At 68.1% G+C, this 24,275-nt stretch carries 25 protein-coding genes; 10 read left to right on the top strand and 15 right to left on the bottom strand.

The annotated features are described in order from the left end of the window. Positions 1-205: 205 nt before the first annotated feature. On the bottom strand, positions 206-811 hold the full coding sequence (locus tag Q8N19_RS06595) for an HAD family hydrolase (RefSeq protein WP_305588791.1): 606 nt from the start codon (positions 809-811) through the stop codon (positions 206-208). 59 nt (positions 812-870) lie between these two features. On the opposite strand from Q8N19_RS06595, the gene Q8N19_RS16950 reads away from it, so the two are divergent. Further along, a complete protein-coding gene (locus Q8N19_RS16950) occupies positions 871-1,386 on the top strand; it encodes a cupin domain-containing protein (RefSeq protein ID WP_371133805.1) in 516 nt (171 codons plus the stop codon). Positions 1,387-1,608: 222 nt separating this feature from the next. Here the strand turns inward: Q8N19_RS16950 and Q8N19_RS06590 are convergent, their stop codons facing one another. From Q8N19_RS06590 to Q8N19_RS06565, 6 genes are all read right to left on the bottom strand, one after another. Next, a complete protein-coding gene (locus tag Q8N19_RS06590; RefSeq protein ID WP_305588790.1) occupies positions 1,609-1,887 on the bottom strand; it encodes a BrnA antitoxin family protein in 279 nt (92 codons plus the stop codon). Continuing rightward, positions 1,865-2,140, bottom strand: coding sequence for a BrnT family toxin (locus Q8N19_RS06585; RefSeq protein WP_305588789.1), 276 nt, complete (start codon positions 2,138-2,140; stop codon positions 1,865-1,867). The genes Q8N19_RS06590 and Q8N19_RS06585 overlap by 23 nt, the downstream gene beginning before the upstream one ends. A 114-nt stretch (positions 2,141-2,254) precedes the next feature. After that, complete coding sequence (locus tag Q8N19_RS06580; RefSeq protein WP_305588788.1) at positions 2,255-3,052, bottom strand: 3-hydroxybutyrate dehydrogenase; 798 nt, start codon at positions 3,050-3,052, stop codon at positions 2,255-2,257. 24 nt (positions 3,053-3,076) lie between these two features. Beyond that, entirely contained in the window at positions 3,077-3,862 is a 786-nt protein-coding gene (gene yaaA / locus Q8N19_RS06575; protein WP_305588787.1) for a peroxide stress protein YaaA, read from the bottom strand. Positions 3,863-3,913: 51 nt separating this feature from the next. After that, positions 3,914-5,323, bottom strand: coding sequence for an FAD-binding oxidoreductase (locus tag Q8N19_RS06570; RefSeq protein WP_305588786.1), 1,410 nt, complete (start codon positions 5,321-5,323; stop codon positions 3,914-3,916). Between the two features lie 24 nt (positions 5,324-5,347). Next, a complete protein-coding gene (locus tag Q8N19_RS06565; RefSeq protein ID WP_305588785.1) occupies positions 5,348-6,286 on the bottom strand; it encodes an L-threonylcarbamoyladenylate synthase in 939 nt (312 codons plus the stop codon). A 125-nt stretch (positions 6,287-6,411) separates the two neighbouring features. Between Q8N19_RS06565 and Q8N19_RS06560 the strand changes: the two genes are divergently transcribed. After that, positions 6,412-8,160 (top strand): acyl-CoA dehydrogenase, encoded by a 1,749-nt coding sequence (locus Q8N19_RS06560; RefSeq protein ID WP_305588784.1) that lies wholly within the window; start codon positions 6,412-6,414, stop codon positions 8,158-8,160. Here the strand turns inward: Q8N19_RS06560 and Q8N19_RS06555 are convergent. The 3 genes from Q8N19_RS06555 to zigA are packed head-to-tail and all read right to left on the bottom strand — an operon-like array spanning position 8,157 to position 10,403. Beyond that, a complete protein-coding gene (locus tag Q8N19_RS06555; protein WP_305588783.1) occupies positions 8,157-8,798 on the bottom strand; it encodes a DUF3299 domain-containing protein in 642 nt (213 codons plus the stop codon). The genes Q8N19_RS06560 and Q8N19_RS06555 overlap by 4 nt on opposite strands. Continuing rightward, entirely contained in the window at positions 8,782-9,156 is a 375-nt protein-coding gene (locus tag Q8N19_RS06550) for a MerC domain-containing protein (protein WP_305588782.1), read from the bottom strand. The genes Q8N19_RS06555 and Q8N19_RS06550 overlap by 17 nt, the downstream gene beginning before the upstream one ends. Before the next feature lie 29 nt (positions 9,157-9,185). Continuing rightward, complete coding sequence (gene zigA / locus Q8N19_RS06545; protein WP_305588781.1) at positions 9,186-10,403, bottom strand: zinc metallochaperone GTPase ZigA; 1,218 nt, start codon at positions 10,401-10,403, stop codon at positions 9,186-9,188. Between the two features lie 179 nt (positions 10,404-10,582). On the opposite strand from zigA, the gene Q8N19_RS06540 reads away from it, so the two are divergent. Both Q8N19_RS06540 and Q8N19_RS06535 read left to right on the top strand, forming a co-directional pair. Continuing rightward, complete coding sequence (locus Q8N19_RS06540; protein WP_305588780.1) at positions 10,583-11,614, top strand: hypothetical protein; 1,032 nt, start codon at positions 10,583-10,585, stop codon at positions 11,612-11,614. A 96-nt stretch (positions 11,615-11,710) separates the two neighbouring features. Beyond that, entirely contained in the window at positions 11,711-12,502 is a 792-nt protein-coding gene (locus tag Q8N19_RS06535; RefSeq protein ID WP_305588779.1) for an EAL domain-containing protein, read from the top strand. A gap of 5 nt (positions 12,503-12,507) precedes the next feature. Here Q8N19_RS06535 and Q8N19_RS06530 read toward each other — a convergent pair whose 3' ends face one another. Together Q8N19_RS06530 and Q8N19_RS06525 are read right to left on the bottom strand one after the other, a co-directional pair. Beyond that, on the bottom strand, positions 12,508-13,302 hold the full coding sequence (locus Q8N19_RS06530) for a DUF2189 domain-containing protein (protein ID WP_305588778.1): 795 nt from the start codon (positions 13,300-13,302) through the stop codon (positions 12,508-12,510). Between the two features lie 112 nt (positions 13,303-13,414). Then, entirely contained in the window at positions 13,415-13,966 is a 552-nt protein-coding gene (locus Q8N19_RS06525; RefSeq protein WP_305588777.1) for an OmpA family protein, read from the bottom strand. Between the two features lie 249 nt (positions 13,967-14,215). On the opposite strand from Q8N19_RS06525, the gene Q8N19_RS06520 reads away from it, so the two are divergent. Continuing rightward, positions 14,216-14,980 carry a hypothetical protein gene (locus tag Q8N19_RS06520; RefSeq protein WP_305588776.1) on the top strand — a complete coding sequence of 255 codons (765 nt, stop codon included), beginning with the start codon at positions 14,216-14,218 and terminating at the stop codon, positions 14,978-14,980. A 257-nt stretch (positions 14,981-15,237) separates the two neighbouring features. Then, a complete protein-coding gene (locus tag Q8N19_RS06515) occupies positions 15,238-16,587 on the top strand; it encodes an NAD(P)/FAD-dependent oxidoreductase (RefSeq protein WP_305588775.1) in 1,350 nt (449 codons plus the stop codon). A gap of 1 nt (position 16,588) precedes the next feature. Here Q8N19_RS06515 and Q8N19_RS06510 read toward each other — a convergent pair whose 3' ends face one another. Then, positions 16,589-17,134 (bottom strand): hypothetical protein, encoded by a 546-nt coding sequence (locus Q8N19_RS06510; RefSeq protein WP_305588774.1) that lies wholly within the window; start codon positions 17,132-17,134, stop codon positions 16,589-16,591. Between the two features lie 218 nt (positions 17,135-17,352). Here Q8N19_RS06510 and Q8N19_RS06505 point away from each other — a divergent pair, with 218 nt between their 5' ends. The 4 genes from Q8N19_RS06505 to Q8N19_RS06490 all read left to right on the top strand — a co-directional run bounded on the left by Q8N19_RS06505 (position 17,353) and on the right by Q8N19_RS06490 (position 21,062). Further along, the gene (locus tag Q8N19_RS06505) at positions 17,353-17,889 is read left to right on the top strand and encodes a hypothetical protein (RefSeq protein WP_305588773.1); all 537 of its coding nucleotides are present in this window, start codon (positions 17,353-17,355) and stop codon (positions 17,887-17,889) included. Between the two features lie 144 nt (positions 17,890-18,033). Continuing rightward, positions 18,034-18,597 carry an alkyl hydroperoxide reductase subunit C gene (ahpC, locus tag Q8N19_RS06500; RefSeq protein WP_305588772.1) on the top strand — a complete coding sequence of 188 codons (564 nt, stop codon included), beginning with the start codon at positions 18,034-18,036 and terminating at the stop codon, positions 18,595-18,597. A gap of 231 nt (positions 18,598-18,828) precedes the next feature. Beyond that, positions 18,829-20,415 (top strand): alkyl hydroperoxide reductase subunit F, encoded by a 1,587-nt coding sequence (ahpF, locus tag Q8N19_RS06495; protein ID WP_305588771.1) that lies wholly within the window; start codon positions 18,829-18,831, stop codon positions 20,413-20,415. Between the two features lie 188 nt (positions 20,416-20,603). Continuing rightward, positions 20,604-21,062, top strand: a complete 459-nt coding sequence (locus tag Q8N19_RS06490; protein ID WP_305588770.1) for a chemotaxis protein CheW — start codon at positions 20,604-20,606, stop codon at positions 21,060-21,062. 67 nt (positions 21,063-21,129) lie between these two features. Here Q8N19_RS06490 and Q8N19_RS06485 read toward each other — a convergent pair whose 3' ends face one another. Beyond that, positions 21,130-22,506 carry an L-serine ammonia-lyase gene (locus tag Q8N19_RS06485; RefSeq protein WP_305588769.1) on the bottom strand — a complete coding sequence of 459 codons (1,377 nt, stop codon included), beginning with the start codon at positions 22,504-22,506 and terminating at the stop codon, positions 21,130-21,132. 73 nt (positions 22,507-22,579) lie between these two features. Beyond that, positions 22,580-24,256, bottom strand: coding sequence for a phosphoenolpyruvate carboxylase (locus Q8N19_RS16945; RefSeq protein WP_371133804.1), 1,677 nt, complete (start codon positions 24,254-24,256; stop codon positions 22,580-22,582). Positions 24,257-24,275 lie beyond the last annotated feature (19 nt).

The raw sequence follows: 24,275 nt of genomic DNA, 5'->3' as shown, positions 1-24,275 counted from the left end.
TCTCCTGTCTGCAGGGTTGATCCCCAATCTTCAGACAGGACCGGCCAAACACCGCGCCAGCCGACCCCTCACAGACCTCTCTCCAGCCCACCCATGCCGCGCGAGCGGCTTAGTCCACTGGCGCATCTTCGCCGCCGCGCTCATCGCGGAGCGGGCGGCCACAGTGCAGACGTCCTGAACCGCCGAGATGGGTGGCTAGCGGGCCCTACGGTGAGCGCCTCAGAGTTCTGATCAACCCGTTTAGCGCTTCCCCTTTCTTCGGGTGGTCGTCGGCCACGAAGCGCAGTGTGTGGATCCCTATGGCCCTCGCCGCTTCGAGATTGCCAGTGCGGTCATCCACGAACAGGCATCGGCTTGGTTCGACGCCTGAACGGTCGATGATACTCTGGAAGTACGCCTGCATCGGCTTCCTCAGCCTGAGATCGCAAGAGTAAAACTCGGCATCAAACTTCTGGCGGTAATCCAAGTCGACAGACATCGCTCGCGCCCGGCGAGCCTGTTGGTTCGACGCAATCGCACAATAGATGCCCGCCGCCCGCAACTCCCCCACGACGTCGTGCACGTCCGAGTACACGTCGATCTGGTGCCAAAGTCGGTCAAAGTGCTCCAAACCCCCGTCGATAGACCAGCGCCTCAGGACGAGTTCCGCGCAGTCTAAGATGTCCTTCTCACCGGTCAGCGCCTCGGCTTCCGCCGCGAACAGATCCAGGATGAACGCATCAGCTTGCTCCGCCGCGATCCCCAATGTGAAGGCTAGCTGATTGGCAAGATCAACCGGCGGGCGTTGAATCACCCCATCGGCATCGAACAAGATGGCCTCAATATCGAGCAGTGCAGCCTCCGTCGGGATAGCTTCTCGTGTTAGGTGCCATGGTGAGAAACATGATCGACCGTCCGCCCTTCATAGCTCATTGGTCGGAGTTGGAGTCGCCCGAGCCGCACAGGTATGCGGGTGACGATGAGCCGATGGGGCTGGATGCCTCGCTCGGGCGCCAGCTAGGCCTGACGCGTATCGGCATACACCATGTTCGGCTCCTGCCTGGGAGACGCACCTCATATCCCCACGCCGAAAGCGCCGAAGAAGAGTTTGTGTTCGTAGTGCAAGGGCGACCTGATGCCTGGATTGACGGAATATTGCACCCCCTAAAACCAGGGGACAGCGTCGCCTTTCCATCTGGCACAGGTATTTGCCACACCTTCCTGAACAACACTGAAGAAGAGGTCAGGCTCCTCGTTATCGGGGAGAAGCGGAAGCCGGAGAACCGAGGGCGATATCCCCTCAACCCAGAGGTCGAGCGCGACAGCCCCTATGCGTGGCTTGACGCGCCGGCGCGGCTGCTTGGTCCCCATGACGGCCAACCGCGTAAGTCAACTCTCGACCAATAGAGCACGGACCTGATGAAGTGCGTCCGCGATCCAAAAGCGGGCAACGCCAATGTCCCTCAAGGGTCGGACTCAGCCGTGGCTGGTAGGTCGGCAACCCGACATTCAGCCAAGTTGAGGAATGTCCGCAAACTGGCTCGGAGCCTATGTCAGCAACTGGCGCCAACCAGAACCTCCGTCGAGCAGAGCGGCTGGTGGCCCCCTCCTGGCTCGGAAGCGCTGAAACTAAAGCCGCCCCTCGGCGATGAGCTTTGCGAGGGCGTCATCCACTCTGGTTTGCCAACCGGCTCCGGTTGAGCGGAGGTGGTTGAGCACGTCGGGCCGAAGCCGGATGCTCACCGGCTCTTTGGGTTCGTCAACCTTCGGCCGACCCGGCGCACGCTTGGCCTTGAGCATGAAGGCCGGCCCCAAGGCCTGGTCAGCAGACTTCGCCCGCGCGAAGAACGCGTCATCGAGCTCAGGGGATTCAGCGTCGATCTTCTCAGGATTGGGTCGCTTGGGCATATCTCTTGGCCTCTCTCGCATTGGCTTTGCGGAAGCTGATGACGCGGATGCCGTCCTTGGTCTCGGTAAACACCAGCACGAACAGACGCGCGCCGATAAAACCCAGAGCGATCCAGCGATCCTCGCCATAGTCGAAACGTTCGTCGGTCGCGACTAACGCCGTATCCCAGATGAACTCCTCCGCCATCGAGAACGGCAGGCCGCGCTCCGCTTCGTTCCTGGCGCTCTTTTCCGGATCGAAGGAAATGTCCATCAGGTTTTCGTATATACGTTAAATAGGCGCCGCGCGCAAGTTTTTGTATATACGAAAAGTCTGGCGGGCGTCGGAAGGTCTATTCTTGCCCGAATACGACGGGGGTTTCTAACCTCAGGTCGCCGTCCAGCCGCCGTCCACGGACAGCGCGGCGCCGGTGGCTGAGGCGCCCATGTCGGAGACGAGGTAGAGCAGCAGGCCGGCCAGGTGATCATATTCGACGAAGGCCTTGTTGGGCTGGGCGGCCAGGATGACCTCGTCCACCACCCGGTCTTCGGAGATGCCGCGGGAGCGGGCCTGGTCGCCGATCTGGGCCTCCACCAGGGGGGTCTTCACATAGCCGGGGCAGATGGCGTTGCAGGTGACGCCGGTGCGGGCCAGCTCCACGCCGACGGCCTTGGTCAGGCCCACCACGCCGAACTTGGCCGCCACATAGGCCGACTTGAACGGCGAGGCCACCAGGCCGTGGGCCGAGGCGATGTTGACGATCCGGCCGCGCCCTTGGGCCTTCATGATCGGCACGGCGGCCTTGGTGGCGTGGAAGGCCGAGGAGAGGATGATGGCGATCAGGGCGTCCCACTTCTCCGGCGGGAAGTCCTCGATGGGCGAGACGTGCTGGATGCCCGCATTGTTGACCAAAATGTCGAGGCGGCCGAACTCGCGCACCGCATAGTCCACCAGATCGGCGATCTGATCGGGCCTGGTCATGTCGGCGCCGTGATAGCGGATCGAGGCGTTGGTGCGGGCTTGCAGCTCGCGCCGATTGGTCTCGATCTGGGCCGGGTCCCCCAGGCCGTTGAGGATCACATGCACCCCCTGTTCGGCGAGCGCCGAGGCCAGCGCAAAGCCGATGCCGCTGGTGGAGCCGGTGACAATGGCGACGTGTCCGGCGATCCCGTAGTCAGCAGCCATGCGCGTCTCTCCCCGTGGGTGGTGTCAGGCCGCGGCGGCGGCGTTCGGTTGCTGGCGGATGAAGGTCCATTCGCCCGGCTGGGAGTCGGCGGCGGCGAAGCGATAGCCGTCCCCATCAAAGCCCTTCAGATCATCGGCCCGGCTGATCCGGTTGTCGATGGCCCAGCGGGCCATCAGGCCGCGGGCCTTCTTGGCGTAGAAGCTGACGATCCGGGCGTGGCCGTCCTTCTCGTCCAGAAAGCGCACGGTCAGCACCGGCAGCTTCAGGGCCCGGGCGTCGACGGCGCCGAAATATTCCTGACTGGCCAGGTTGACCAGCGTCGGGTCGGCATGGCCCTGGGCGGCCGCATTCAGGGCCACGGCGATCTTGTCGGCCCAGAAGTCATAGAGGGTCGCCCCGCGCTTGGTCTTCAGCCGGGTGCCCATCTCCAGCCGGTAGGGCTGGATCACGTCCAGGGGCCGCAGCAGGCCATAGAGGCCCGAGAGAATCCGCAAGCGATCCTGCGCCCAGTCCAGGTCGGCCTTGCTCATCTGCCGGGCGCGCAGGCCGGCATAGACATCGCCATTGAAGGCGAGCGCGGCCTGCAGACCATCCTCGCTCTCGGGATCGAAGGCCTGGAAGCGGGCGCGGTTCAGCTCGGCCAGCTTGTCCGACAGGGACATCAGCCGCTTCAGGTCAGAGACGGTGAGCTTGCGGGTGGTCTTGGCCAGCTCCGCCACATCGGCTTCGAACTGCGGGGCGGTCATGCCCAGCAGCTTGTCGGGGGCGGAGAAGTCCAGCGCCTTGGCCGGGGAAAGGACGAACAGCATGGCGCGGTCCTTTGACCTGTCTTCGTGACAAAGCCAAGGCGGGGGCGGTCTTTAGAAGTGGACCCGGGGATTCATGATGCGCTTGGGGTCAAGGGCCAAGCGGATCGCCCGCAGGGCGGCCACCTCCACCGGAGCCTTGTAGCGCAAGGCTTCCTGCGTCTTCATCGCGCCCAGGCCGTGCTCGGCGGAGATGGAGCCGCCCAGGCTGGCGACGATATCGTGAACCCGGCGCGATCCTTCGTCGCGGGCCGCCGAATGGGCGGCGTCATCGCCCCCGTCCGGGCGCAGCACGTCATAGTGGATGTTGCCGTCCCCCACATGACCGAAGGCGCAGATCCGGCATCCCGGCGCGAATGCGGTCATGGCCGCGCCCGCCTCCTCCAGGAAGTCGGCCACCTTGCTGACCGGCACCGACACATCGTGTTTCCAGGTGGCGCCCTCCGGCTTCTGGGCCGGGGACTGGTTCTCCCGCAGGGACCACAGCGCCTGGGCCTGAGTCCTGGTCTGGGCGACCACGGCGTCGGCGATCAGGCCGCTCTCCAGGGCCTGGGCAAGCAGCCGCTCCAGGGCGGCCTCGGCCGAGCCCGGTTCGCCAGAGGCCAGCTCCACCAGCACGTACCAGGGATGGGTCTGCGCCAGGGGATCGCGCTGGCCGGCGATGTTCTTCAGCGCGAAGTCGACGCCGACCCGGCTGATCAGCTCAAAGGCCTCGACCCCGCCGCCGGCCGCCTCCTTGGCCCGGGCCAAAAGGTCCAGCGCCGCCCGGGGACTGGCGAGACCGACCATGGCCACGGCCCGCGACGGCAGGATGGGAAACAGCTTCAGGCTGGCGGCGGTCACCACGCCGAGCGTGCCCTCGGCGCCGATCAGCAGCTGCTTGAGGTCATAGCCGGTATTGTCCTTGCGCAGGCGTTTGAGCCCATTCCACACCTCGCCATTGGGCAGCACGGCCTCCAGGCCCAGCACCAGGTCCCGCGTGGTCCCATAGCGCAGCACCGCGGTGCCCCCGGCGTTGGTGGAGATCACCCCGCCGATGGTCGCGGTCCCCTGCGAAGCCAGATCCAGCGGAAAGCGCCTGTTCTTCGCCAGCGCCGCCTCATGGGCCCCGGCCAGGGTGACCCCGGCCTCCACCACCATCACGTCATCCAGGGCGTCCACATCGCGAACGGCGCGCAGGCGCTCGGTGGACAAAAGGATCTCGCCCATGGGGATCTGGCCGCCCACCAGGCCGGTGTTTCCCCCCTGCGGGGTGATGGGTACGCCGGCCTCAAAACAGATTCCGACCACGGCGGCCACATCCTGGGTCGAGCCGGGCAGGGCGAGGAACGGTGTCTGGCCGCTCCAGCGGTCGCGCCACTCCAGCAGCTTGGGCGCCAGGCGCTCGGGGTCCTGGCTCCAGCCGCCCTCGCCGAGCACGGCCTTCAGGCGGGAGACGACATCGGCGGGAACGGAAATGGTCATGGCGGGAATCTAACCCCTCAAGCCCTAGCCGACAAAGCCCGCGGCGCGCCGCAGGCGATCCTCGATCGCTTCGCCCAAGCCGTGGGCGGGTATAGGCGCCACCGCGATGGCCCGCGGCGCGGTGCGGTCGGCCGCCCGCAGATAGGCGAACAGATGAGCGGCGGCCTCGGCCAGGTCGCCGGTCGGGCTGAGATTGAACACCCGTGGGCCTTCCGGCGCGCCAGGACCGAAGGCCAGATAGGCCTCATCCGGCTCCGGCGCGATGACGTCGAGGCGCACCGGCGCCTGGGGAGCATAGTGGCGGGCCATGCGGCCGGGCGAGCGGCGGGCGTCGTCCTCGGCCTCGGCCAGGGGCCCGATCACCGCCTCGATGTGTTCGCGGGTCACAGCGCCAGGGCGCAGCAGGCGCGGTTCGTCCAGCAGGGCGACCACGGTGGACTCCAGCCCCACGGCGCAGGGCCCGCCGTCCAGGGCGGCCAGCGCAAAGACCCCGGTCTCCTCCAGGGCGTCGGCGAAGGTGGTGGGGCTGGGACGCCCAGACCGGTTGGCCGAAGGCGCGACCGCGGGACGCCCCAGTGTCGCGATCACCGCCCGGGCGAGCGGATGGCCTGGAACCCGGATGGCGACGCTGTCGAGCCCTGCGCGGGCCAGGTCGCACACCGCCTCGCCGTCGGCCACCGGCAAGACGAGCGTCAGGGGTCCGGGCCAGAAGGCCTGCGCCAGCGCCACGGCGCGCTCATCGAACACGCCGACCTTCTGCGCCATGGCGAGGTCCGCCACATGGGCGATCAGGGGGTTGAACCGCGGCCGGCCCTTGGCCTCGAACAGGGCGGCCACGGCGCGGGGGTCAGCTGCGTCGGCGGCCAGGCCATAGACGGTCTCGGTGGGCAGGATGGCGAGCGCGCCACTGGCCAGGGCCTGGGCGGCGCGATCCACCGCCGCATCGGCTTGCGTCATGGTCATGGTTCCATCCTCAAAGGCGCGCTGGTGATAGCCGCAAACCCCGCCCCTTGTCGCCCTGGGGACCGCAAGCCTTGGTGACGCAACGTCACTCGGCCTAAATAGCCTTCCCTCAACAGGAGCCGTCCATGACCTTCCGCGCCCCCGTCCGCGACATCGCCTTCGCCCTGAACGTCGCCGGCCATGGGGACCTTGTGGAGACGAGCTTCCCGGAGCTGGACGCCGACACGGTGGCGGCCGTGCTGGAGGCCGCCGGCGCCTTCACCACCGAGGTCCTGGCCCCGCTCAACTGGGCCGGCGATCAGGCTGGCGCCAGCCATGCCGATGGCAAGGTCACCGCCGCGCCCGGCTTCGCCGACGCCTATCGCGCCTTCGCCGAACAAGGCTGGAACAGCCTCTCGGCCGAGGCCGAACATGGCGGCCAGGGCCTGCCAAAGGCCATGGAGCTGGCGGTCTTCGAAATGGTCCATGCGGCCAACATGGCCTTTGGCCTCTGCCCCATGCTGACCCAGGCGGCCATCGAGGCCCTGACCCAGCATGGAACCGAGCGCCAGAAGCGGCTGGTTCTGCCCAGGCTGGTGTCGGGCGAGTGGACCGGCACCATGAACCTCACCGAGCCCCAGGCCGGCTCGGATCTGGCGGCGCTAACCACCCGGGCCGAGCCGGATGGGAACGGCGGCTACAAGCTCTATGGCCAGAAGATCTTCATCACCTGGGGCGACCACGACGCGGCCGACAATATCTGTCACCTGGTGCTGGCCCGTCTGCCCGACGCCCCGCCCGGGGTGAAGGGCATCTCGCTCTTCCTGACCACCAAGCGCGCGGTGCAGGACGATGGGACGCTGGGCGAGGCCAACGCCCTGTGGGCCGCCTCCATCGAGCACAAGCTGGGCATCCACGCCTCCCCCACCTGCGTAATGATGTTCGACGGCGCCCAGGCCGAACTGGTCGGCGAGCTGAACCAGGGCCTGGCGCACATGTTCGTCATGATGAACGCCGCCCGCCTGCAGGTGGGCGTCGAAGGCGTCGGCATCGCCGAACGGGCCTTCCAGCAGGCGCTCGCCTACGCCCAGGACCGCACGCAGGGAAAATCCGCCTGGGGCGGCGCCTCGCCGGCCCCCATCTATGACCATCCCGACGTCCGCCGCACCCTGATGCTGATGAAGGCCAAGATCGAGGCGGCCCGGGGCATCTGCTTCATGACCGGCGTGCTCGCCGACCATGCCCGCCTGGCGCCCACGCCCGAGGCCCGGGCCAGCGCCAAGGCCCGCCAGGACCTGCTGACCCCCATCGCCAAGGCCTGGTCCACCGATGTGGGGGTCGAGGTGGCCTCCCTCGGCGTCCAGGTCCACGGGGGCATGGGCTTCATCGAGGAGACCGGAGCGGCCCAGCATTATCGCGACGCCCGCATCGGCCCGATCTATGAGGGCACCAACGGCATCCAGGCCCTGGATCTCGCCGGCCGCAAGCTCTCCATGGGCGAGGGCTCGGTGATGGACGCCTTGTGCGCCGAGATGGCCATGACCGCCGAGGCGCTGACCGAGCGGGCCGACCTGACCGAGGCCGGCCGTCGCCTGGCCGAGGGCGTCCGCGCCCTGGAGGCCGCCACCGACTGGATGCTGCAGAACCGGGGAACCCCCTCGGCCGCCGGGGCCACCCCCTATCTGAAGCTGGCCGGCGACGTCATCGGCGGCTTCGTCCTGGCCCGCCAGGCCCTGGTCGCAGCAGCTTCTGACGATCCCTGGATGCAGGCCCGCCTGCCCCTGCTGCGGCTCTATGCCGGCCAGGTCCTGGCGGGCGCCCCCGGCCTGGTCGCAGCGGTGACGCAAGGGGCCGGCGATCTGGAGGCGGTCAGCGCTTCGGCCCTGGCGGGTTAGAGCGCGCCGTCCACCTCCTGGACGACCCGGGCCGCGCCGTCGCGGATCTGGAAGAACAGGCCCTTTTCGCCATTGTCGGTGAGGGCCAGGACGCCTTCCACCTCCACCAGGTGATAGCCGGCGCGGATCGGGCGCTTCAGCCAGACCTCGATCACCTCGTTCGGCTCGGCGGGCGGGTGGTAGAAGCAGACCGGCGTATAGGGTGAGATCAGGAAGCGCGTGGTGCGCTCGGCCATTTCCAGGGGCAGCATGAAGCCCTGGATCTTGAACGGCTTGCCCGCCAGGGCCCGGACCTCGGCCGGATGGCTGGCGCGAAACAGCTGGGTTGGTTCGTCCACCCAGACCTTTGTCTTGCGCAGCTTCGCCCACTGGGGGCCATCGGCCGTCGGCAGGGTGAGCTGAAGGGCCCGCTCGCTGGCCAGCTCGTCTGCCATCGGCGCCTGGCCGGACTCGAACTCAGCCCACATCTCCTCATCCTGGCCGGGACCCAGGGGGGTCAGATCAGCTTCAGCCGTCAAGGCCGGCGCCTCCGCGACGACCGGCCGGGCCGCCGGTGGGTCCGGCGCCTCGGGCGGCTGGCCGCAGGCGGCGAGCGCCAGCAGCCCCAGGGCCAGGACCGTGTCAGGCCGCATGCGCATGGGGCGGATGCAGGCGGCCCCGCCAGTTCACCAGGTGGCCTGAGGCCAGGATGAGGCCCCCCGCCACGGTCATGGCGGTCTCCGCCTCATGGAAGAACAACGCCGCCGCCAGCAGGGCGAGGCCCGTCGCAGCCAGGGCCATGGCCGCCGGCCGGCGGGGCCGCGTCATCACCAGGGCGGCGGCTGACAGGGGCGCCGCCAGCAGTACAAACGTCAGATGCACCCACTCGGCTTCGCTCCAGACCCCCAGCATCGGCGAGACCGCCGCAGCCACCGGCAGGGCGAGACAATGGACGAGGCAGAGGCCCGACAGGCCGATGGCGGACCCGTCGAGCATTTGGGCAGGGAGGATTTTCATCAGGGGACTCGTTTCTACAGACAGGGCGCTCAGGCGAGCACGGCTTGCGGCTGGGGCGCAGGCCCCCATTCCGGAAAGGGATCGGCCAGTCGCCGCCAGACATCGGGCCCCCGGCGGGTCTCCTCCGGCGTCAGCAGGGCGGCGTCGAACAGGGCGGTCAGGGCGGCCTGGTCCATGTCCTTGCCGATCAGCACCAGCTCCTGGCGGCGATCGCCATAGGGCGCGCGCCAGCGGCTGGAGATGGCCTGGCGGGTCTCTTCGTCCTGCGGTCGCCGCTCCGGCGGGATCGCCGCCCACCAGTAGCCGCCCCATTCGAAGCTCATGGCCGCGCCAGCCTGGCTCCAGGCGCCGGCCTTGGACATGCGGGTGGCCAGCCACAGAAAGCCCTTGGAGCGCCAGACCCCTGGCCATTCCTGCTCGAGCAGGGCCTTCAGCCGCTGCGGATGGAAGGGTCGCCGCGCGCGATAGACGAAGGTGGAGACGCCATATTCCTCCGACTCCGACGGCGCGCCGAACTCCAGGGCCTGACGCCAGCCCGGCGCGCTGGCCGCCTTCTCCATGTCGAACAGGCCCGTATCGAGGATGTCGGCCAGGGGAACCTCCCCCTTCACCGCGCGGATGATGCGAGCCCCGGGGTTCAGGGCGCGGCACACCGCCTCCACCTCATCGGCGATGCGGGGCTCCACCAGGTCGATCTTGCTCAGCACGATGACGTCGGCGAACTCCACCTGGTCCACCAGCAGGTCGACGATGGAGCGGGCGTCATCCTCCCCCAGGCTCTCCCCACGGTCGGCCAGGCGTTCATAGCTGGCATAGTCCCGATGGAAGTTCAGGGCGTCGACCACCGTGACCATGGTGTCGAGGCGGGTCACGTCGCGCAGGGAGTCTCCGCTCTCCTCCAGGAAGTCGAAGGTGGCGGCGACCGGCATGGGTTCGGAAATGCCGGTGCTTTCGATCAGCAGATAGTCAAACCGGCCCTCGGCGGCCAGGCGGCGCACCTCGGCCAGCAGGTCCTCGCGCAGGGTGCAGCAGATGCAGCCATTGCTCATCTCCACTAGCCGCTCTTCGGTCCGCGACAGCTCGGCCCCGCCATCCCTGACGAGCTCGGCGTCGATGTTCACCTCGCTCATGTCGTTGACGATGACCGCCACCCGCAGGCCCTCGCGGTTGCGCAGGACGTGGTTCAGAAGAGTGGTCTTGCCCGCGCCCAGGAAGCCTGAGAGCACTGTCACCGGAAGTCGCCGCATGGCCCGATCCTCATGATGTTACACTATAACATCTATAGGCGGCGCGCGGTGGTCAAGCGGCTTCTTGCAACTTTATAACACCGCCATACCGCATCATAGAGACGAGACTCCGCGACCGCTGTTCGCCTAAGATGTGACAGGCGCCCGGCGGGAGTTCGGGCCAAGGGGAAAACAAGATCATGAAGACCAGACTGATGATGCTCGCCGCCTTCGGGGCGCTGCTGGCCGCGCCGGCCGCCGTTCAGGCGCAGACCTGCGACGCCCCGCCGACCGCGCGATGCTCGGGCGCCGAATGCGCCAGCACAACCGGCGCCCTGGCGGAGCTGGGGAACATCACCGATCCTAAAACCGGGCGCAGCTTCTTCCTCGACATGCCGTGTGATCTGAAGCCGGGGGAAGAGGTGACCTTCATCCTCAACCTCCACGGCGCCGGCTCCATCGGCAACTGGCAGCGACACTACTTCCCGGCCGCCGACTACAAGGACCAGCGCCGGCTGGTGATCGCCACCCCGACGGCGGCCACCGAGACGGCCATGTGGCCAGGCGGCCCGCCCGTGCGCCGCTGGGACGGGGCGGCCGACGACGCCCACCTGCAGAACATCACCGAGATGGTCTTCGAGAAGGTCGGCCTGTCCAACATCGCGGCCTTCTGGCTGGCGGGTCACAGCCAGGGGGGCTTCACCTCCAGCCGGATCGTCTGCTCAGACTTCTTCAAGGACAAGGTCGACGGCTGGCTCAGCCTGTCGGGGGGCCGCATCGGCCAGGCGCCCTTTGTCGCCGCCTTTGGCCCGCCGCTGGCCGATGGCTCCCCGCCGCCGCCGCGGGCGGCCATGCGTGGCGAGATGAAGATCGCCTGCGACATCTCCCACATCTTCGCCATCGGCGAGCATGAGATTGAGTCCCTGCCGGAGACCTCGCCCTGGGCCGAGAAGTACGCCTGCGGCCCCCGGGTCCGTCGTCCCGACGTCGTCGATGAGACGCCCGGCCATGTCTGGGACTATGCCCGTTCCACCTACAAGGTCTGGGGCCTGGCGGCTGCGCCCGGCACGGCGGAGATCTACGCCTTCCCCGATTGCCAGGACGGCCGGGTGGTCGCCGACGTGGTGCGGATCAACAAGGGCCACACCGAGGGCCTGGAACCCAAGGTCACCGAGGCGATCCTGGATCTGATCCAGTCGGCGCCCGGCGGCAAGGCGCGTCAGGGGACGTGAGCGCGAGGCCCCCTGCGACGGCCGGTCGCAGGGGGTCTCCACCCTTGATTCAAACTTTCCCGGCAGGGTTGCGGGCCATTTCCGGGATCAGTTCGCATGACCGCCACCTCCTCCCCCGCCGCCGTCCGCTGCCAGGGGTGCCGCGACGGGGCCGGCCTCGACTTCGACTTCTCCATGGCCTTCCAGCCGATCATGGACATGGAGACCGCCCAGCCCTTCGCCTATGAGGCCCTGGTGCGGGGTCCGGCCGAGGAATCGGCCTGGAGCGTGCTGTCACAGGTCACCGACGAGACCCGCTACGCCTTCGACCAGCAGTGCCGGGTCAAGGCCATCGAGACCGCCGTCCGCGCCGGCCTGCTGGATGGCCCTGCGCGGCTGTCGATCAACTTCCTGCCCAATGCGGTCTATTCGCCCCAGGCCTGCATCCGCCTGACGCTCAAGACCGCCAGCGCCGCGAACCTGCCCTCGGAGCGGCTGATCTTCGAGTTCACCGAGAACGAGCAGATGGCCGAGCCGGCCCATGTGGCCAACATCGTCGCCAGCTACCGCCAGATGGGCTTTGGCACCGCCCTCGACGACTTCGGGGCCGGCCATGCGGGGCTGAACCTGCTGGCCCGCTTCCAGCCCGACATCATCAAGCTGGACATGGAGCTGATCCGCGGCCTGGACGAGAGCCTGCCGCGCCGGACCATAGTCGCCGCCGTCGCGCGCATGTGCGCCGAGCTGGGGATCACCGTCATCGCCGAGGGCATCGAGACCGAAGGCGAACTGGCCGCCCTGCGCCAGATCGGCGTGCGCTACATCCAGGGCTACCTGCTGGCCAGGCCCGCCTTCGAGGCCCTGCCCATCGTCCGGCTCGCCGCTCCGAAGATCGCCGCGACCGGCTGAAGCCCTCAGGCTGGCTGGGCGCCCGTGGGCACGGGCTCAGGCTCAGCCACCAGGGCGCGATAAGCCCGCCAGCTGGCCAGGCCCAGCCACGGGAAGACCACCACCAGGGCCAGGAAGCCCGTGGCCGCGCTGGCGATCAGCAGGGCCGCGATCAGGGCCGCCCACAGGGTCATGGGCAAGGGGTTCATCGCCACCGTGCGGAAGCTGGTGATGGTGGCCACAAACACATTGCTGCGCGGATCGAGCAGCATCGGCGCCGAGACCACGATCAGCATGTAGGTGAAATAGGCGATCACCCCGCCCACCAGGGTCCCGGCCAGCAGCATGTTGTGCCCCTCGGCCGTGGTCAGGGCGAAAGCCGTGAACGCCTCGATCGTGTCGTACATCTGGTAGGTGGACAGGCCGAACACGATCTGGGCGATCCGGCCCCAGAACAGATAGATGAGCAGCAGGGCCAGCCCCAGATAGGCCACGTCCTGGCGGAAGGCCGGCCGCACGAAGGCGATCTGAGTGAGGCTCGGCGCCTCGCCCGCCTCCAGCCGACGACCGGCCTCATAGGGACCCATGGCCAGCATGGGGGCGATAAAGACGAAGCCGAAGGTGAGCGTCAGCGCCCAGAAGGCCGCGTCCGACACATAGAGCCCGTAGAGCAGGCCAGAGCTCAGGCCTGCGATGATCATGCCGTAGGCCAGCATGGGGACCGGCGCCCGCAACAGGTCTGAGAATCCCTGGCCCAGCCAGAGGAAGGGGTCACTCAAGCCCACGCGCCGCACGCCGGGCAGTCCGCCATTGGCATCCATCGTCTCGCTCCCACAGTCCCAGCGGCTTTTCGCCGTCTTCGACAGTGAAGCTTAACGCCGGGCGCGGGCGCCTGTCCAACGGGTCAGGCGCCCGCAAGTGGGGGTGCGACGATCAGGTCAAGACGATGATCGCCACGCGGCGGTTCTGGGACCGGCCCTCGGCCGTGGTGTTGGGCGCCACCGGCGACTCCTCGCCATAGGAGATGGTGGCCATGCGGTTCAGCGCGATGCCCTGCTGGCTGAGATACTTGCGCACCGCCTCGGCCCGGGCCTCGCCCAGCTGGTCATTATAGCCCGAGGGGCCTGTGGAATCGGTGTGGCCCTGGATTTCCAGATAGACGTTGCGGTTTTCCGAGGTCAGCCGCTGCACCAGTTCGGCCAGCCGCGCCTCGGCTTCCGGCGACAGGGCGTGGCGGTCGGACGGGAACTTCACCGAGTCGTCGGACAGCACCACCTCATAGAGGAACTTGCCCTCGGCCAGCTTGTGGGCCGCATTGGCGCGTTCCAGGGCCTCGCCGGCGGTGCCCTGCACCTGGGTGACGCGGCCATCGACCACGGCGACCTCGTCGCGGACAAAGCTCTTGGTGGCGCAGCCGCTGGCCACGAGGCCGGCCATCACCAGAACGCTGACGGTCGCCGCCGACCGGAGTGAGGATTTCGTCATGTAAGCGCCTTTCTGCAACGCAGATCCCATCCCCATCTGCCGTGGAACCGGCATTGGCTCGCCCCATCACGGCCCCGTGAAGGCGCGTTCGTGGCCTCAACATGGCGCCTTGACCATAGGGCGGCCCGTCCCCCGCCACCTTCTCGACGCATCGCCGTGGGTCTCTTGGGTCCCGATCACGGCGGCGAGAGGTTCATGTCAGGGCGGCGCAACAGGACGGCGCGCGGGGCCGCAGGACTGGCAAGTCTGGTGCTGCACGGCCTGATCCTCGGCGCCCTGGCGCTGGCCCGCCCGCCCGAGCCGGCGCCAGAGCCGCGCTCCATCCTCGTGGCCCTGATCCCGCCGACCCCGCCCGAGCCAGAGCCACCGCCGGAGCCGGAGCCCGCCGAGGCGCCGGAGGAGAACGATACGAGCCCGCCCGCCGCCGCAACGCCGCCGGCGCCTGCGCCGAAGCTCGCGCCGCCCGCCCCGCCACCGCGGCAGGCCAGGCCTGCGCCTCACCCGCCGGAGATCCCGCCCCTGCCCGTGCCGCCGTCGCCCAAGGCCCCGACCTACGCCCTGCTCACGGCCGCCCAGACCGCCGGCGCGACCACGGTGGGAGACGGCCCCGGCGGGGGCTTGAGCGGTACGGGAAGCTCAGGGTCCGGAACCGGCGACGGAGCCGGCGGCGGCGGGGCCTCCTGCAGCATGATCGCCCGCCTGCAGACTGCGCTGCGCAAAGATCCCAGGCTGCGCGCCACGGTGGCGGAGGCGAGTGCGCAGGCCGGCGCCCGGGGCCGCGCCCTGCATCTCTGGGACGGGGATTGGGTCCAGACCCCGGGCCAGGCGGGCAAGGGGCTGGCGGGCGTCCGCCAGGCCATCGCCGTGGAGGTGGCCTTCGCCCCCGAAGCCTGCCGCCGCGATCCCGTCTCCGGCCACGTGGTCCTCAGCCTCGCCGACGGCGCCGGCGCGCCCCGCATCGCGCTCGGCGAAGCGAGCTGGCGCTGGTCCGACCTCCTGGAAGCCCGGCGCTAGGGAGCCCTGCCCCTCCCGCCGTCATGCTCGGGCTTGACCCGAGCATCCCTGCACACAGGGGCCGGCCGCGGAGTTCATCGGCCCTCGGATCAAGTCCGAGGGCGACGGGGGTGGAGTGGAGGGCGCTTTGTGTCCTTCGTGCCCTTCGTGTCCCCTCTTCCTCGCACCGCCGCCGCAGTTGCCGACCCTAGGGGAAACGGCGCCATCCTTCCCGCCACCACAGCCGAGGCCACATCGGCGCGGGAGGACCAGACGCCATGACCACCACGCCCCCCACCGCCTGCATCATCGGGGCTGGCCCCTCGGGCTTCACCACGGCCAAGCGGCTGCAGGACGAGGGCATCGACTTCGACGTCTTCGAGATGTCCGACGACGTGGGCGGCAACTGGTACTTCAACAATCCCAACGGGATGTCGGCCTGCTACGAGAGCCTGCACATCGACACCTCGAAATGGCGCCTGGCCTTCGAGGACTATCCCGTGCCCGCCGACTGGCCAGACTTCCCCCATCACAGCCAGCTGCTGGCCTACTTCCGCGACTATGTGGACCACTTTGGTCTGCGCCCGCACATCACCTTCAACACCGCCGTGACCAAGGCTGTCCGCACAGACGACGGCCGGTGGGCCGTCACGCTCTCGACTGGGGAAACCAAGACCTACGACGTCCTCTTCGTCGCCAACGGCCACCACTGGAACCCGCGTTACCCTGACTATCCCGGCGAATTCTCAGGAACCGCCTTCCACGCGCATGCCTATCGCAGCCCCTTCGACCCCATCGATATGCGCGGCAAGAAGGTGGTGGTGGTCGGCATGGGCAATTCGGCCATGGATATCGCCTCGGAGCTGTCCCAGAAGCCGATCGCAAAGACCCTGTGGGTGGCCGCCCGCCGGGGCGTCTGGGTGCTGCCCAAATACATGAACGGCCGCGTCGCCGACAAAGCCGCCATGCCCCACTGGATGCCGCGCAAGCTCGGCCTTCGCCTGGCCGCCAAACGCATCCGCAAGCTGGTGGGAAACATGGAGGACTATGGCCTGCCCAAGCCCGACCATGAGCCGCTGACCGCCCACCCCTCGGTCTCCGGAGAGTTCCTCACCCGGGCCGGCTGCGGCGACATCAGGTTCAAGCCGAATATCGCCGAGCTGATGGGCGACCAGGTGCGCTTCGAGGACGGCAGCGTGGAGGCGGTCGACGCCATCATCTACGCCACCGGCTACCAGATCAGCTTCCCCTTCTTCGACGACCCGGACCTCCGGCCCGACGCCGAGCACCGCTTCCCCCTGTTCAAGCGGATGATGAAGCCCGGCGTGCCGAACCTCTTCTTCATGGGCCTGGCCCAGCCCCTGCCGACGCTCGTCAACTTCGCCGAGCAGCAGGCCAAGCTGGCCACGGCCTGCCTCACCGGCCGCTACGTCCCGCCGCCGCCAGAGGAGATGGAAGCCATCATCGCCAAGGACGAAGCCGCCCACCTTGGCCACTTCTACAAGAGCCAGCGCCACACCATCCAGGTCGACTTCGGGCTCTACGTCCACGACCTGCTGAAGGAGATCGGGCGGGGGGAGAAAAGGGCGCGGCACGCGCGACCAGCCCCAGCGGAAGCCGCCACCTAGGTCAGCGAGCGCCCGGGCCAGCCAGGCTGAGTACGTCTTCGCGCAGGCGGTCGGGTATGGGCACGCCGTGCGTCCGCTCCCGCTCCTTGTAGAGCCAGGCGATATGGCGGCGATACTGGCGCTGTCGCCTCTCCCCCGACGTGTTGGCCGCGCTCTCCGCCGTCTCGATGGCGTCGTCGAACTCGCGCCGCGCCCACCCGCGCACCTCAACCTCCTGCGACCGGCCAAACGACCGCCGCGCCAAGATCCAGATGATGGCGCGAAGGCTCAGAAAGAGGCCTGCGACGCCCAGGGCGATCAAAAGACTGCTGACGGTCGCAATGACCGCCATCTCGGGCGCGCCCGCCAGGTCGTCGATCATTCCTGACGACTCGCCGATCAACGACATCAGGAGCATGACGGCGAAGACGCCCCAGAAAGCCGGGCGAATGCGCTCCCAGAGGTCGAACACCTCCGGCGACGCTGGAACCCGCGCGCCTGCCTCACCCACGCCTTCGGAGAAGTAGCGCGCCACGCGCCGCCCCATGGTCTCGTCAGTCTTCCGCACCGCCCTGCCGCGCCTCCCGCCTGCCCGAAAACAAAACGTGAAAATCGCACAGGAACAAGCCTGAGTATACGCCCGCCGCCGGCCGAGGTGGGGGCCCTCATCGCCAAGCGCGAAGGCGGACGCCCGCGCGGCCGGTTCTACGAAGAACCCGACCTAAGTTTAAGGAGCGCAAGTCGAAAAAGCTGGGCTAAGGTACAGCGCTTGGCAGGGGGATGCTCATGGTTGTTACCATCTCAGTTATTCTCAACGTGGTGCTGGCTATTGCCCTGGGGATTGCCGTGTTACGAGCCAAAGCTCGCATGATCGAAGAGAAGGCTGCGACGTTTGCGGGCTGCTTGGGCGCAATTACGGATGGTATTGCACGGGATAACTTAGAAGATCGGGCCAAAATAACTGCGCTTGGCCTAAGTGCTATGACGAGCAACCTGGACCATGAGGAAGTTAGCTGGCGCTTGGTCCGAGCCGGATTCATGCGGACGCTGCGGGGCGAACTTGCGCTCGCCGACGTGGGCGGCGAACATGTGCGCGAGCTCACGCTGAGAGCTCTCGCCCAGGGCAAGGACCGCGAGGCCGAGGCTGAGAAGGTCTGGCTCTACATCGACGGAGCGCTGGACCACCGCGAAGGCTACGAGGAGGAACCCCGCGAACGCTTCGGTGACCAAGGGCTATCGAGAGCGCAATATCTTTATGAGGGGGACATCCTGGGCTTCTACCGCGCCAGGGTTGAGAAGAACCCCCCGAAGCTGTTTGGCTAGGCCGCTCCTAAGCGATGCCCGCATATCATCGACCCCCTCTATCGACCCCCCAGATAAAATCGATTTCTGCGATGCAGCATGGGGTGGTAGGAAGGCGGTGTTTCCTCCCCCTATCCACCCACCCAACGCCCGGAGAGATCGCGCATGGCTTCCGTCAACACGACCATTCTTCCCTTCACCGCCCAGGCCTATAAGGGCGGCAAGTTCGTCGAGGTCAGCGACGCCGACCTGAAGGGCAAGTGGTCGGTGGTGTTCTTCTACCCGGCCGACTTCACCTTCGTCTGCCCGACGGAGCTGGAGGACCTGGCCGACAACTACGCCCAGTTCCAGAAGCTCGGCGTGGAGATCTATTCGGTCTCGACCGACACCCACTTCTCGCACAAGGCCTGGCACGACTCCTCGCCGGCCATCGGCAAGATCCAGTACACCATGATCGGCGACCCCTCGGGCCTGGTCACCAACAACTTCGGCATGATGCGCGCCGGCCAGGGCCTGGCTGACCGCGGCACCTTCCTGATCGACCCCGAAGGCGTGATCCAGTTCATGGAAGTCACCGCCGAGGGCATCGGCCGCAACGCCATGGAGCTGCTGCGCAAGATCCGCGCGGCCCAGTACGTGGCCGCCCATCCGGGCGAAGTCTGCCCGGCCAAGTGGGAAGAAGGCGAAAAGACCCTGTCGCCCTCCCTCGACCTCGTCGGCAAGATCTAAGGGCTTCAAAGCCTCGCCTGCGAACTGACGGAATAGGGGGCGCCGCCCCCGCCAACTGGCCTTGCGGCTGGCAGGCGGGCGGCGGCGTCCCTCCCCGGCCCCGGCGCCCCTGGACGCCCGGGCTCGCGCCGTCGCTCTCTATCTCAGACCCTCTCCCGCCCTCCCCGCCTGCGGGGTGCGCGCCGTCGAACGGCCTTGCGCGCGCCGCATCAGAAGAACCGGACCCGAGCCATGTTGGACGCCACGCTGAAGAGCCAGCTGCAGGGCTATCTGCAGAACGTGACCCAGCCGGTGGAGCTGGTCGCCTCGCTGGGCGACGGCCCCAAGGCCGCGGAGATGGGCGAACTTCTGGAGGACATCGTCTCGGTGTCGGGCGGCAAGGTCACCCTGCGCACCGACGGGGATGACGCGCGCAAGCCCTCCTTCGAAATCCGCCGGGCCGGGACCGATGTGGCGGTCACCTTCGCAGGGCTCCCCATGGGCCACGAGTTCACCTCCCTGGTTTTGGCCCTGCTGCACGTCGGCGGCCATCCCCCCAAGGTCGATGCCGAGGCCATCGAACAGGTGAAGGCGCTGGAAGGCGACTTCGTGTTCGAAACCTATTTCTCGCTGTCGTGCCAGAACTGCCCCGACGTGGTGCAGGCGCTGAACACCATGGCCGCGCTGAACCCGCGCATCCGTCACACCGCCATCGACGGCGCGCTCTTCCAGGAAGAAGTCGCCGCGCGCCAGATCATGGCCGTGCCGACCATCATGCTGAACGGCGTCGAGTTCGGTCAGGGTCGCATGACCCTGGAACAAGTGCTGGCCAAGCTCGACACCGGGGCTGCGGCCCGGGACGCGGCCAAGATCAAGGCCAAGGAGCCCTTCGAGGTTCTGGTCATCGGCGGCGGCCCGGCCGGCGCGGCCGCGGCCATCTATGCCGCGCGTAAGGGTATCCGCACCGGCATCGCCGCCGAGCGTTTCGGCGGTCAGGTGCTCGACACCATGGCCATCGAAAACCTGACCGGCACCCCGCACACCGAGGGCCCGAAGCTGGCGTCCGACCTGGAGCGCCACGTGCGCGACTATGAGGTCGACATCATGAACCTGCAGAAGGCCGCCAAGCTGATCCCGGCGACCGAGACCGGCGGCCTGGTGGAGATCGTGCTGGAGAACGGCGCCTCGCTGAAGTCCCGCACCGTCATCCTGGCGCCCGGCGCCCGCTGGCGGCAGATGAACGTGCCCGGCGAAGACAAGTATCGGAACAAGGGCGTGGCCTACTGCCCGCACTGCGACGGCCCCCTCTATAAGGGCAAGCGCGTGGCGGTGATCGGCGGCGGCAATTCCGGCGTCGAGGCCGCCATCGACCTGGCCGGCATCGTCGCCCACGTCACCCTGATCGAATACGACGGCAAGCTCCGCGCCGACGAGGTTCTTCAGCGCAAGCTCAAGAGCCTGCCGAACGTGGACATCATCACCTCGGCGCTCACCACCGAGGTGATCGGCGACGGCGCCAAGGTCACCGCGCTCACCTATAACGACCGCGGCACGGGCGAGAGCCACAAGGTCGAGCTGGACGGCATCTTCGTGCAGATCGGCCTGGTGCCCAACACCGAATGGCTGGCCGAGGGCGGCGTGGCCCTGTCCCAGCGGGGCGAGATCGAGGTCGACGCCAAGGGCCAGACCTCGGTGGCCGGGGTCTTCGCCGCCGGCGATGCGACGACGACGCCCTACAAGCAGATCGTCATCGCCATGGGCGAAGGCTCCAAGGCCGCCCTCTCAGCCTTCGACTACCTGATCCGCCTCGCCCCCGTCGAAGCCCGCCAGGCGGCATAGGGGCGTAGGGGCGCAGCTCCCACCCCACCCCGACAAAGGGTCGCAGCAAAAAGCTTGGCCAGTGAGGTCTCGTTAACTTCGCCTCATTCATCCTCGGCCAAAGTGCGATCACGGGCGTGGATTCGGGATAGCCCATCTCAAGCCGGCCCCTTGAGGGCCAAAGACGAACGCTGGGAGGCGTTCTGAGCATGACCGGACAGCCCCTCGCGACCAGCGGCGAACTGATCACTGTCGTCATCGGCGAGCAGCGGTTCGCCATCGACATCCAACTGGTCCGGGAAATCCGCGGCTGGACCACCTCGACCCCCCTGCCCAATGCGCCCGACTATGTGCTGGGCGTCATCAATCTGCGCGGCGCGGTGCTGCCGGTGCTGAACCTGGCCGCCCGGCTTGGCCTGCCGGCCAGCGAGGCCCGCTCTTCCTCGGTGGTCATCGTCGTCGATCTGGTGGGCCGCACGGTGGGCCTGCTGGTGGACGCCGTCTCCGACATCATCAATGTGGGCGAGGGCGAGATCCAGCCGGCGCCCGTCATCGGCGCGGCCTCCTCCAAAGGTCTGGCGCGCGGCATGATCACCACCGATGAGGGCATCATCACCCTGATCGACATGAGCGGCATCCTGCCTGCGCCGGAGCTGGCGGCGGCCTAGGCGAGCGCGTTCCGATAAGTGGGAACCGGTTATCGGATCAAAACGCGCGCCAACTCCAAGGCTCGCTTCAGCACTCCACCACATTGACGGCCAGCCCGCCCAGCGAGGTCTCCTTGTAGATCTCGTTCATGTCCTCGCCGGTCCGCTTCATGGTGGCGATGACCTTGTCCAGGCTGACCGAGTGCTGGCCATCCCCCAGCAGGGCCAGGCGCGAGGCGTCGATGGCCTTCACCGCCCCCATGGCGTTGCGCTCGATGCAGGGCACCTGAACCAGTCCCCCGATGGGATCGCAGGTGAGCCCCAGATTGTGCTCCATGGCGATCTCGGCGGCATTCTCGATCTGGGCGTTGGTCCCGCCCAGCGCCGCGGTCAGCCCGGCTGCCGCCATGGAGCAGGCCACGCCCACCTCCCCCTGACAGCCCACCTCGGCGCCGGAGATCGAGGCGTTGCGCTTGTAGAGCGCCCCGATGGCCGCCGCCGTCAGCAGGAAGGTCCGCCGCCCCTCGGCCCCGCCCCGGTGGAACCGGTCATAGAAGCGCAGCACCGCGGGCAGGAGCCCTGCCGCCCCATTGGTCGGCGCGGTGACCACCTTGCCGCCCGAGGCGTTCTCCTCGTTCACCGAGAGCGCCCAGAGGTTCACCCAGTCCAGCGCCGCCAGCGGGTCGCTGATATTGCGCTCCATGCGTCTGGTCAGCTCGTTGAAGTGCTGGCGGGCCCGGCGCCGGACCTTCAGGCCGCCCGGCAGGCAGCCGTCCTGGCGCAGGCCCCGCTCGATACAGGCCTCCATGGCCTCGAAGATGGCGTCGAGGCCGGCGTTCACCTCATCTGGCGTGCGCCGGGCGATCTCGTTGCGCCACATCAGCTGCGCGATGCTCACCCCTTCGCGCTCAGCCATGACCAGCAGCTCATCGGCGCTGGCGAAGTCGAACGGGATGGCCGGGCCTGACGGGGCAGGCGGCGCGTCGAACTGCGCCTCGTCCACCACGAAACCGCCGCCGATGGAGAAGTAGAGCGCTTGCGCCAGCACCTGCCCGCCCCCGTCCAGGGCCCGGAACCGCAGGGCGTTGGGATGCTGCGGCAGGCGGGTGCGCCCCTCCCAGACAATGTCGTCGGCCGCCGAATAGGCGATCTCCGGCCCCCCGGCGCCCAGCGTCAGACGGCCGGACTCGGCGATATGGGCCAGCTGCGCCTCGGCGTCGTCCGGGTCGATGGTGGCCGGCTCGAACCCCGCCAACCCTAAGATCACCGCCCGGTCGGTGGCGTGGCCCCGGCCGGTCATGGCCAGGGAGGCATAGAGCGTGGTCTCCACCCGCGCTACGCCCGCCAGCACACCCTGCTCGGCCAGGGCGCTGAGGAACCGGGCCGCCGCGGTCATCGGTCCCATGGTGTGGGAACTGGAAGGCCCGACGCCCAGCTTGAAGAGGTCGAAGACGCCGGCGCTCATGGAAGCTCTCAAGACTTTGGGATGCGTAAGAGGCGGGACCATAGGGGCTGGCCAAGCCCTGGCCAGGGCCGGCTCAGCCCGTGCCGCGAAGTCCGGCGGAAATGCCTGCTACAGTGAACTCCACCGCCCGTTTTAGACGCGGATCGTCGTCCCCGCGGCGCCGCCTGGCCAACAGCTCCAGCTGCAGCCGGTTCAAAGGCGCGATAGAGTCAGACGCTACCTGCACCCATTCGGCGAGCGCCGGGCGATCATCCAGCAGGCGGCTCCCCCTGCGGATCGACACCGCCAGCTCGCAGGCCTGCTCATAGTCCGCCCGGATGACGTCCATGATCGCCCGGGCGGCGTCGCGGTCGGGAGACAGCTCGGCATAGGCGCCCGCCAGCTCCATGTCGGCCTGGGCCAAAGCCAGCTCCATATCGGCCAATAAAGCGGGGAAAATGCGCCCGAAATGGGCCATTTCGGCCAGTTCTGAACCGGTGAGTCCGGCCCGCTTCACCCCCCCTGCAAAGCCGAACCAGCCGGGCAGCATGAACCGCGACTGGGTCCAGCTGAACACCCACGGAATGGCCCTAAGGTCTTCAATCTTCCGGCTTTTCGTCCGCGAGGCCGGCCGGCTGCCGATGTTCAGCTCCGCAATCTCCCCGATCGGCGTCGCCGACCAGAAGAAATCCTCAAACGCCGCGTTCTCATAGACCAGCTCCCGGTAGGCTGCGAAGGCGCCTTTCCTCAGACGGGCCAGGCGGTCGGCGTGGGCTTCGCTGGGGGAGATCTGCTGGCGGGCGCCGGCGGCGAGCACGGCGCCGACCAGCTCGTCCATGCGGCGGCGGGCGGATTCCTCGTCGCCGTAGCGGCGGGAGATCATCTCGCCCTGCTCGGTCCAGCGCATGCGGCTGGGGATCACCTCGAAGGGCTGGGCCATGACCGAGGCCGCCGCCGGCCCGCCGCCGCGGCCGATGGAGCCGCCCCGACCGTGGAAGATCTGCAGGGCCGCCCCGTTCTCCAGGCAGGCCGACGAGAGCGCGCTGGCCGCCTGGGCCACATGCAGCCGCGAGGCGATATAGCCGCCGTCCTTGTTGGAGTCCGAATAGCCGAGCATCACCTCCTGGTAGCCCGCCTGGCCGATGATGGCCCGGGCCGGCGGCAGGGCGAGCCAGGCCCGCAGGATGTCGGGCGCCTGCTCCAGGTCGGTGATGGTCTCAAACAGCGGGCTCAGTCGCATCCGCGTCTCGGGCCGCGCCCCGCCCCTGGCCAGGCCCGCCTGCTTCATCAGCACCAGCAGGGCCAGGATATCCGACACCGCCGCGGCCTTGGAGATCACATAGGCGCCCAGGGCCTTGGGGCCGTAGAGGTCCAGCGCCCGGGCCGCCGCATCCAGGATGGCCAGCTCCTTGGCGGTCTCGGCCGAATAGTCGAGATAGGGCGAACGCAGGGGCCGCTCATGGGCGAGTTCGGCCAGCAGCACCTTCACCCGGGCGGCCTCATCCAGGGCCTCATAGTCGGCCACCGCGCTGGCCCGGGCCAAGAGTTCGGCCACGACGCGGGCATGGACGTCGGCGTTCTGGCGCAGGTCGATGGTCAGCAGGTGGAAGCCGAAGGCCTGCACCGCCAGGATCAGCCGCTTCAGCCGCGGCCCGACCATGCGCTCGCCCCCATGGGCCTCGATGGACTGGGCCACCGCGCGCAGGTCGGCGATGAAGGCCTCGGGATCAACATACGGTTCGGCCTCCGACGGGGTCAGCGCAAAGGCCACGGGCTGGCTGGTGAGCTTC

Origin of the sequence: Phenylobacterium sp. (assembly GCF_030693405.1) — a bacterium.
In the GTDB taxonomy this organism is placed as follows: Bacteria; Pseudomonadota; Alphaproteobacteria; order Caulobacterales; family Caulobacteraceae; genus Phenylobacterium.
Note: the sequence above shows the minus strand (reverse complement) of the source record. Positions and strands in the feature narration are given on the sequence as shown.

Bases quoted from the DNA above. Each gene is read 5' to 3' on its own strand.
- Q8N19_RS16950 (WP_371133805.1), top strand. From the start codon at position 871: ATGGTGAGAAACATGATCGACCGTCCGCCCTTCATAGCTCATTGGTCG.
- Q8N19_RS06590 (WP_305588790.1), bottom strand. From the start codon at position 1,887: ATGCCCAAGCGACCCAATCCTGAGAAGATCGACGCTGAATCCCCTGAG.
- Q8N19_RS06585 (WP_305588789.1), bottom strand. From the start codon at position 2,140: ATGGACATTTCCTTCGATCCGGAAAAGAGCGCCAGGAACGAAGCGGAG.
- Q8N19_RS06580 (WP_305588788.1), bottom strand. From the start codon at position 3,052: ATGGCTGCTGACTACGGGATCGCCGGACACGTCGCCATTGTCACCGGC.
- yaaA (WP_305588787.1), bottom strand. From the start codon at position 3,862: ATGCTGTTCGTCCTTTCCCCGGCCAAGGCGCTGGACTTCTCCGCCCCC.
- Q8N19_RS06570 (WP_305588786.1), bottom strand. From the start codon at position 5,323: ATGACCATTTCCGTTCCCGCCGATGTCGTCTCCCGCCTGAAGGCCGTG.
- Q8N19_RS06565 (WP_305588785.1), bottom strand. From the start codon at position 6,286: ATGACCATGACGCAAGCCGATGCGGCGGTGGATCGCGCCGCCCAGGCC.
- Q8N19_RS06560 (WP_305588784.1), top strand. From the start codon at position 6,412: ATGACCTTCCGCGCCCCCGTCCGCGACATCGCCTTCGCCCTGAACGTC.
- Q8N19_RS06555 (WP_305588783.1), bottom strand. From the start codon at position 8,798: ATGCGCATGCGGCCTGACACGGTCCTGGCCCTGGGGCTGCTGGCGCTC.
- Q8N19_RS06550 (WP_305588782.1), bottom strand. From the start codon at position 9,156: ATGAAAATCCTCCCTGCCCAAATGCTCGACGGGTCCGCCATCGGCCTG.
- zigA (WP_305588781.1), bottom strand. From the start codon at position 10,403: ATGCGGCGACTTCCGGTGACAGTGCTCTCAGGCTTCCTGGGCGCGGGC.
- Q8N19_RS06540 (WP_305588780.1), top strand. From the start codon at position 10,583: ATGAAGACCAGACTGATGATGCTCGCCGCCTTCGGGGCGCTGCTGGCC.
- Q8N19_RS06535 (WP_305588779.1), top strand. From the start codon at position 11,711: ATGACCGCCACCTCCTCCCCCGCCGCCGTCCGCTGCCAGGGGTGCCGC.
- Q8N19_RS06530 (WP_305588778.1), bottom strand. From the start codon at position 13,302: ATGGATGCCAATGGCGGACTGCCCGGCGTGCGGCGCGTGGGCTTGAGT.
- Q8N19_RS06525 (WP_305588777.1), bottom strand. From the start codon at position 13,966: ATGACGAAATCCTCACTCCGGTCGGCGGCGACCGTCAGCGTTCTGGTG.
- Q8N19_RS06515 (WP_305588775.1), top strand. From the start codon at position 15,238: ATGACCACCACGCCCCCCACCGCCTGCATCATCGGGGCTGGCCCCTCG.
- Q8N19_RS06505 (WP_305588773.1), top strand. From the start codon at position 17,353: ATGGTTGTTACCATCTCAGTTATTCTCAACGTGGTGCTGGCTATTGCC.
- ahpC (WP_305588772.1), top strand. From the start codon at position 18,034: ATGGCTTCCGTCAACACGACCATTCTTCCCTTCACCGCCCAGGCCTAT.
- ahpF (WP_305588771.1), top strand. From the start codon at position 18,829: ATGTTGGACGCCACGCTGAAGAGCCAGCTGCAGGGCTATCTGCAGAAC.
- Q8N19_RS06490 (WP_305588770.1), top strand. From the start codon at position 20,604: ATGACCGGACAGCCCCTCGCGACCAGCGGCGAACTGATCACTGTCGTC.
- Q8N19_RS06485 (WP_305588769.1), bottom strand. From the start codon at position 22,506: ATGAGCGCCGGCGTCTTCGACCTCTTCAAGCTGGGCGTCGGGCCTTCC.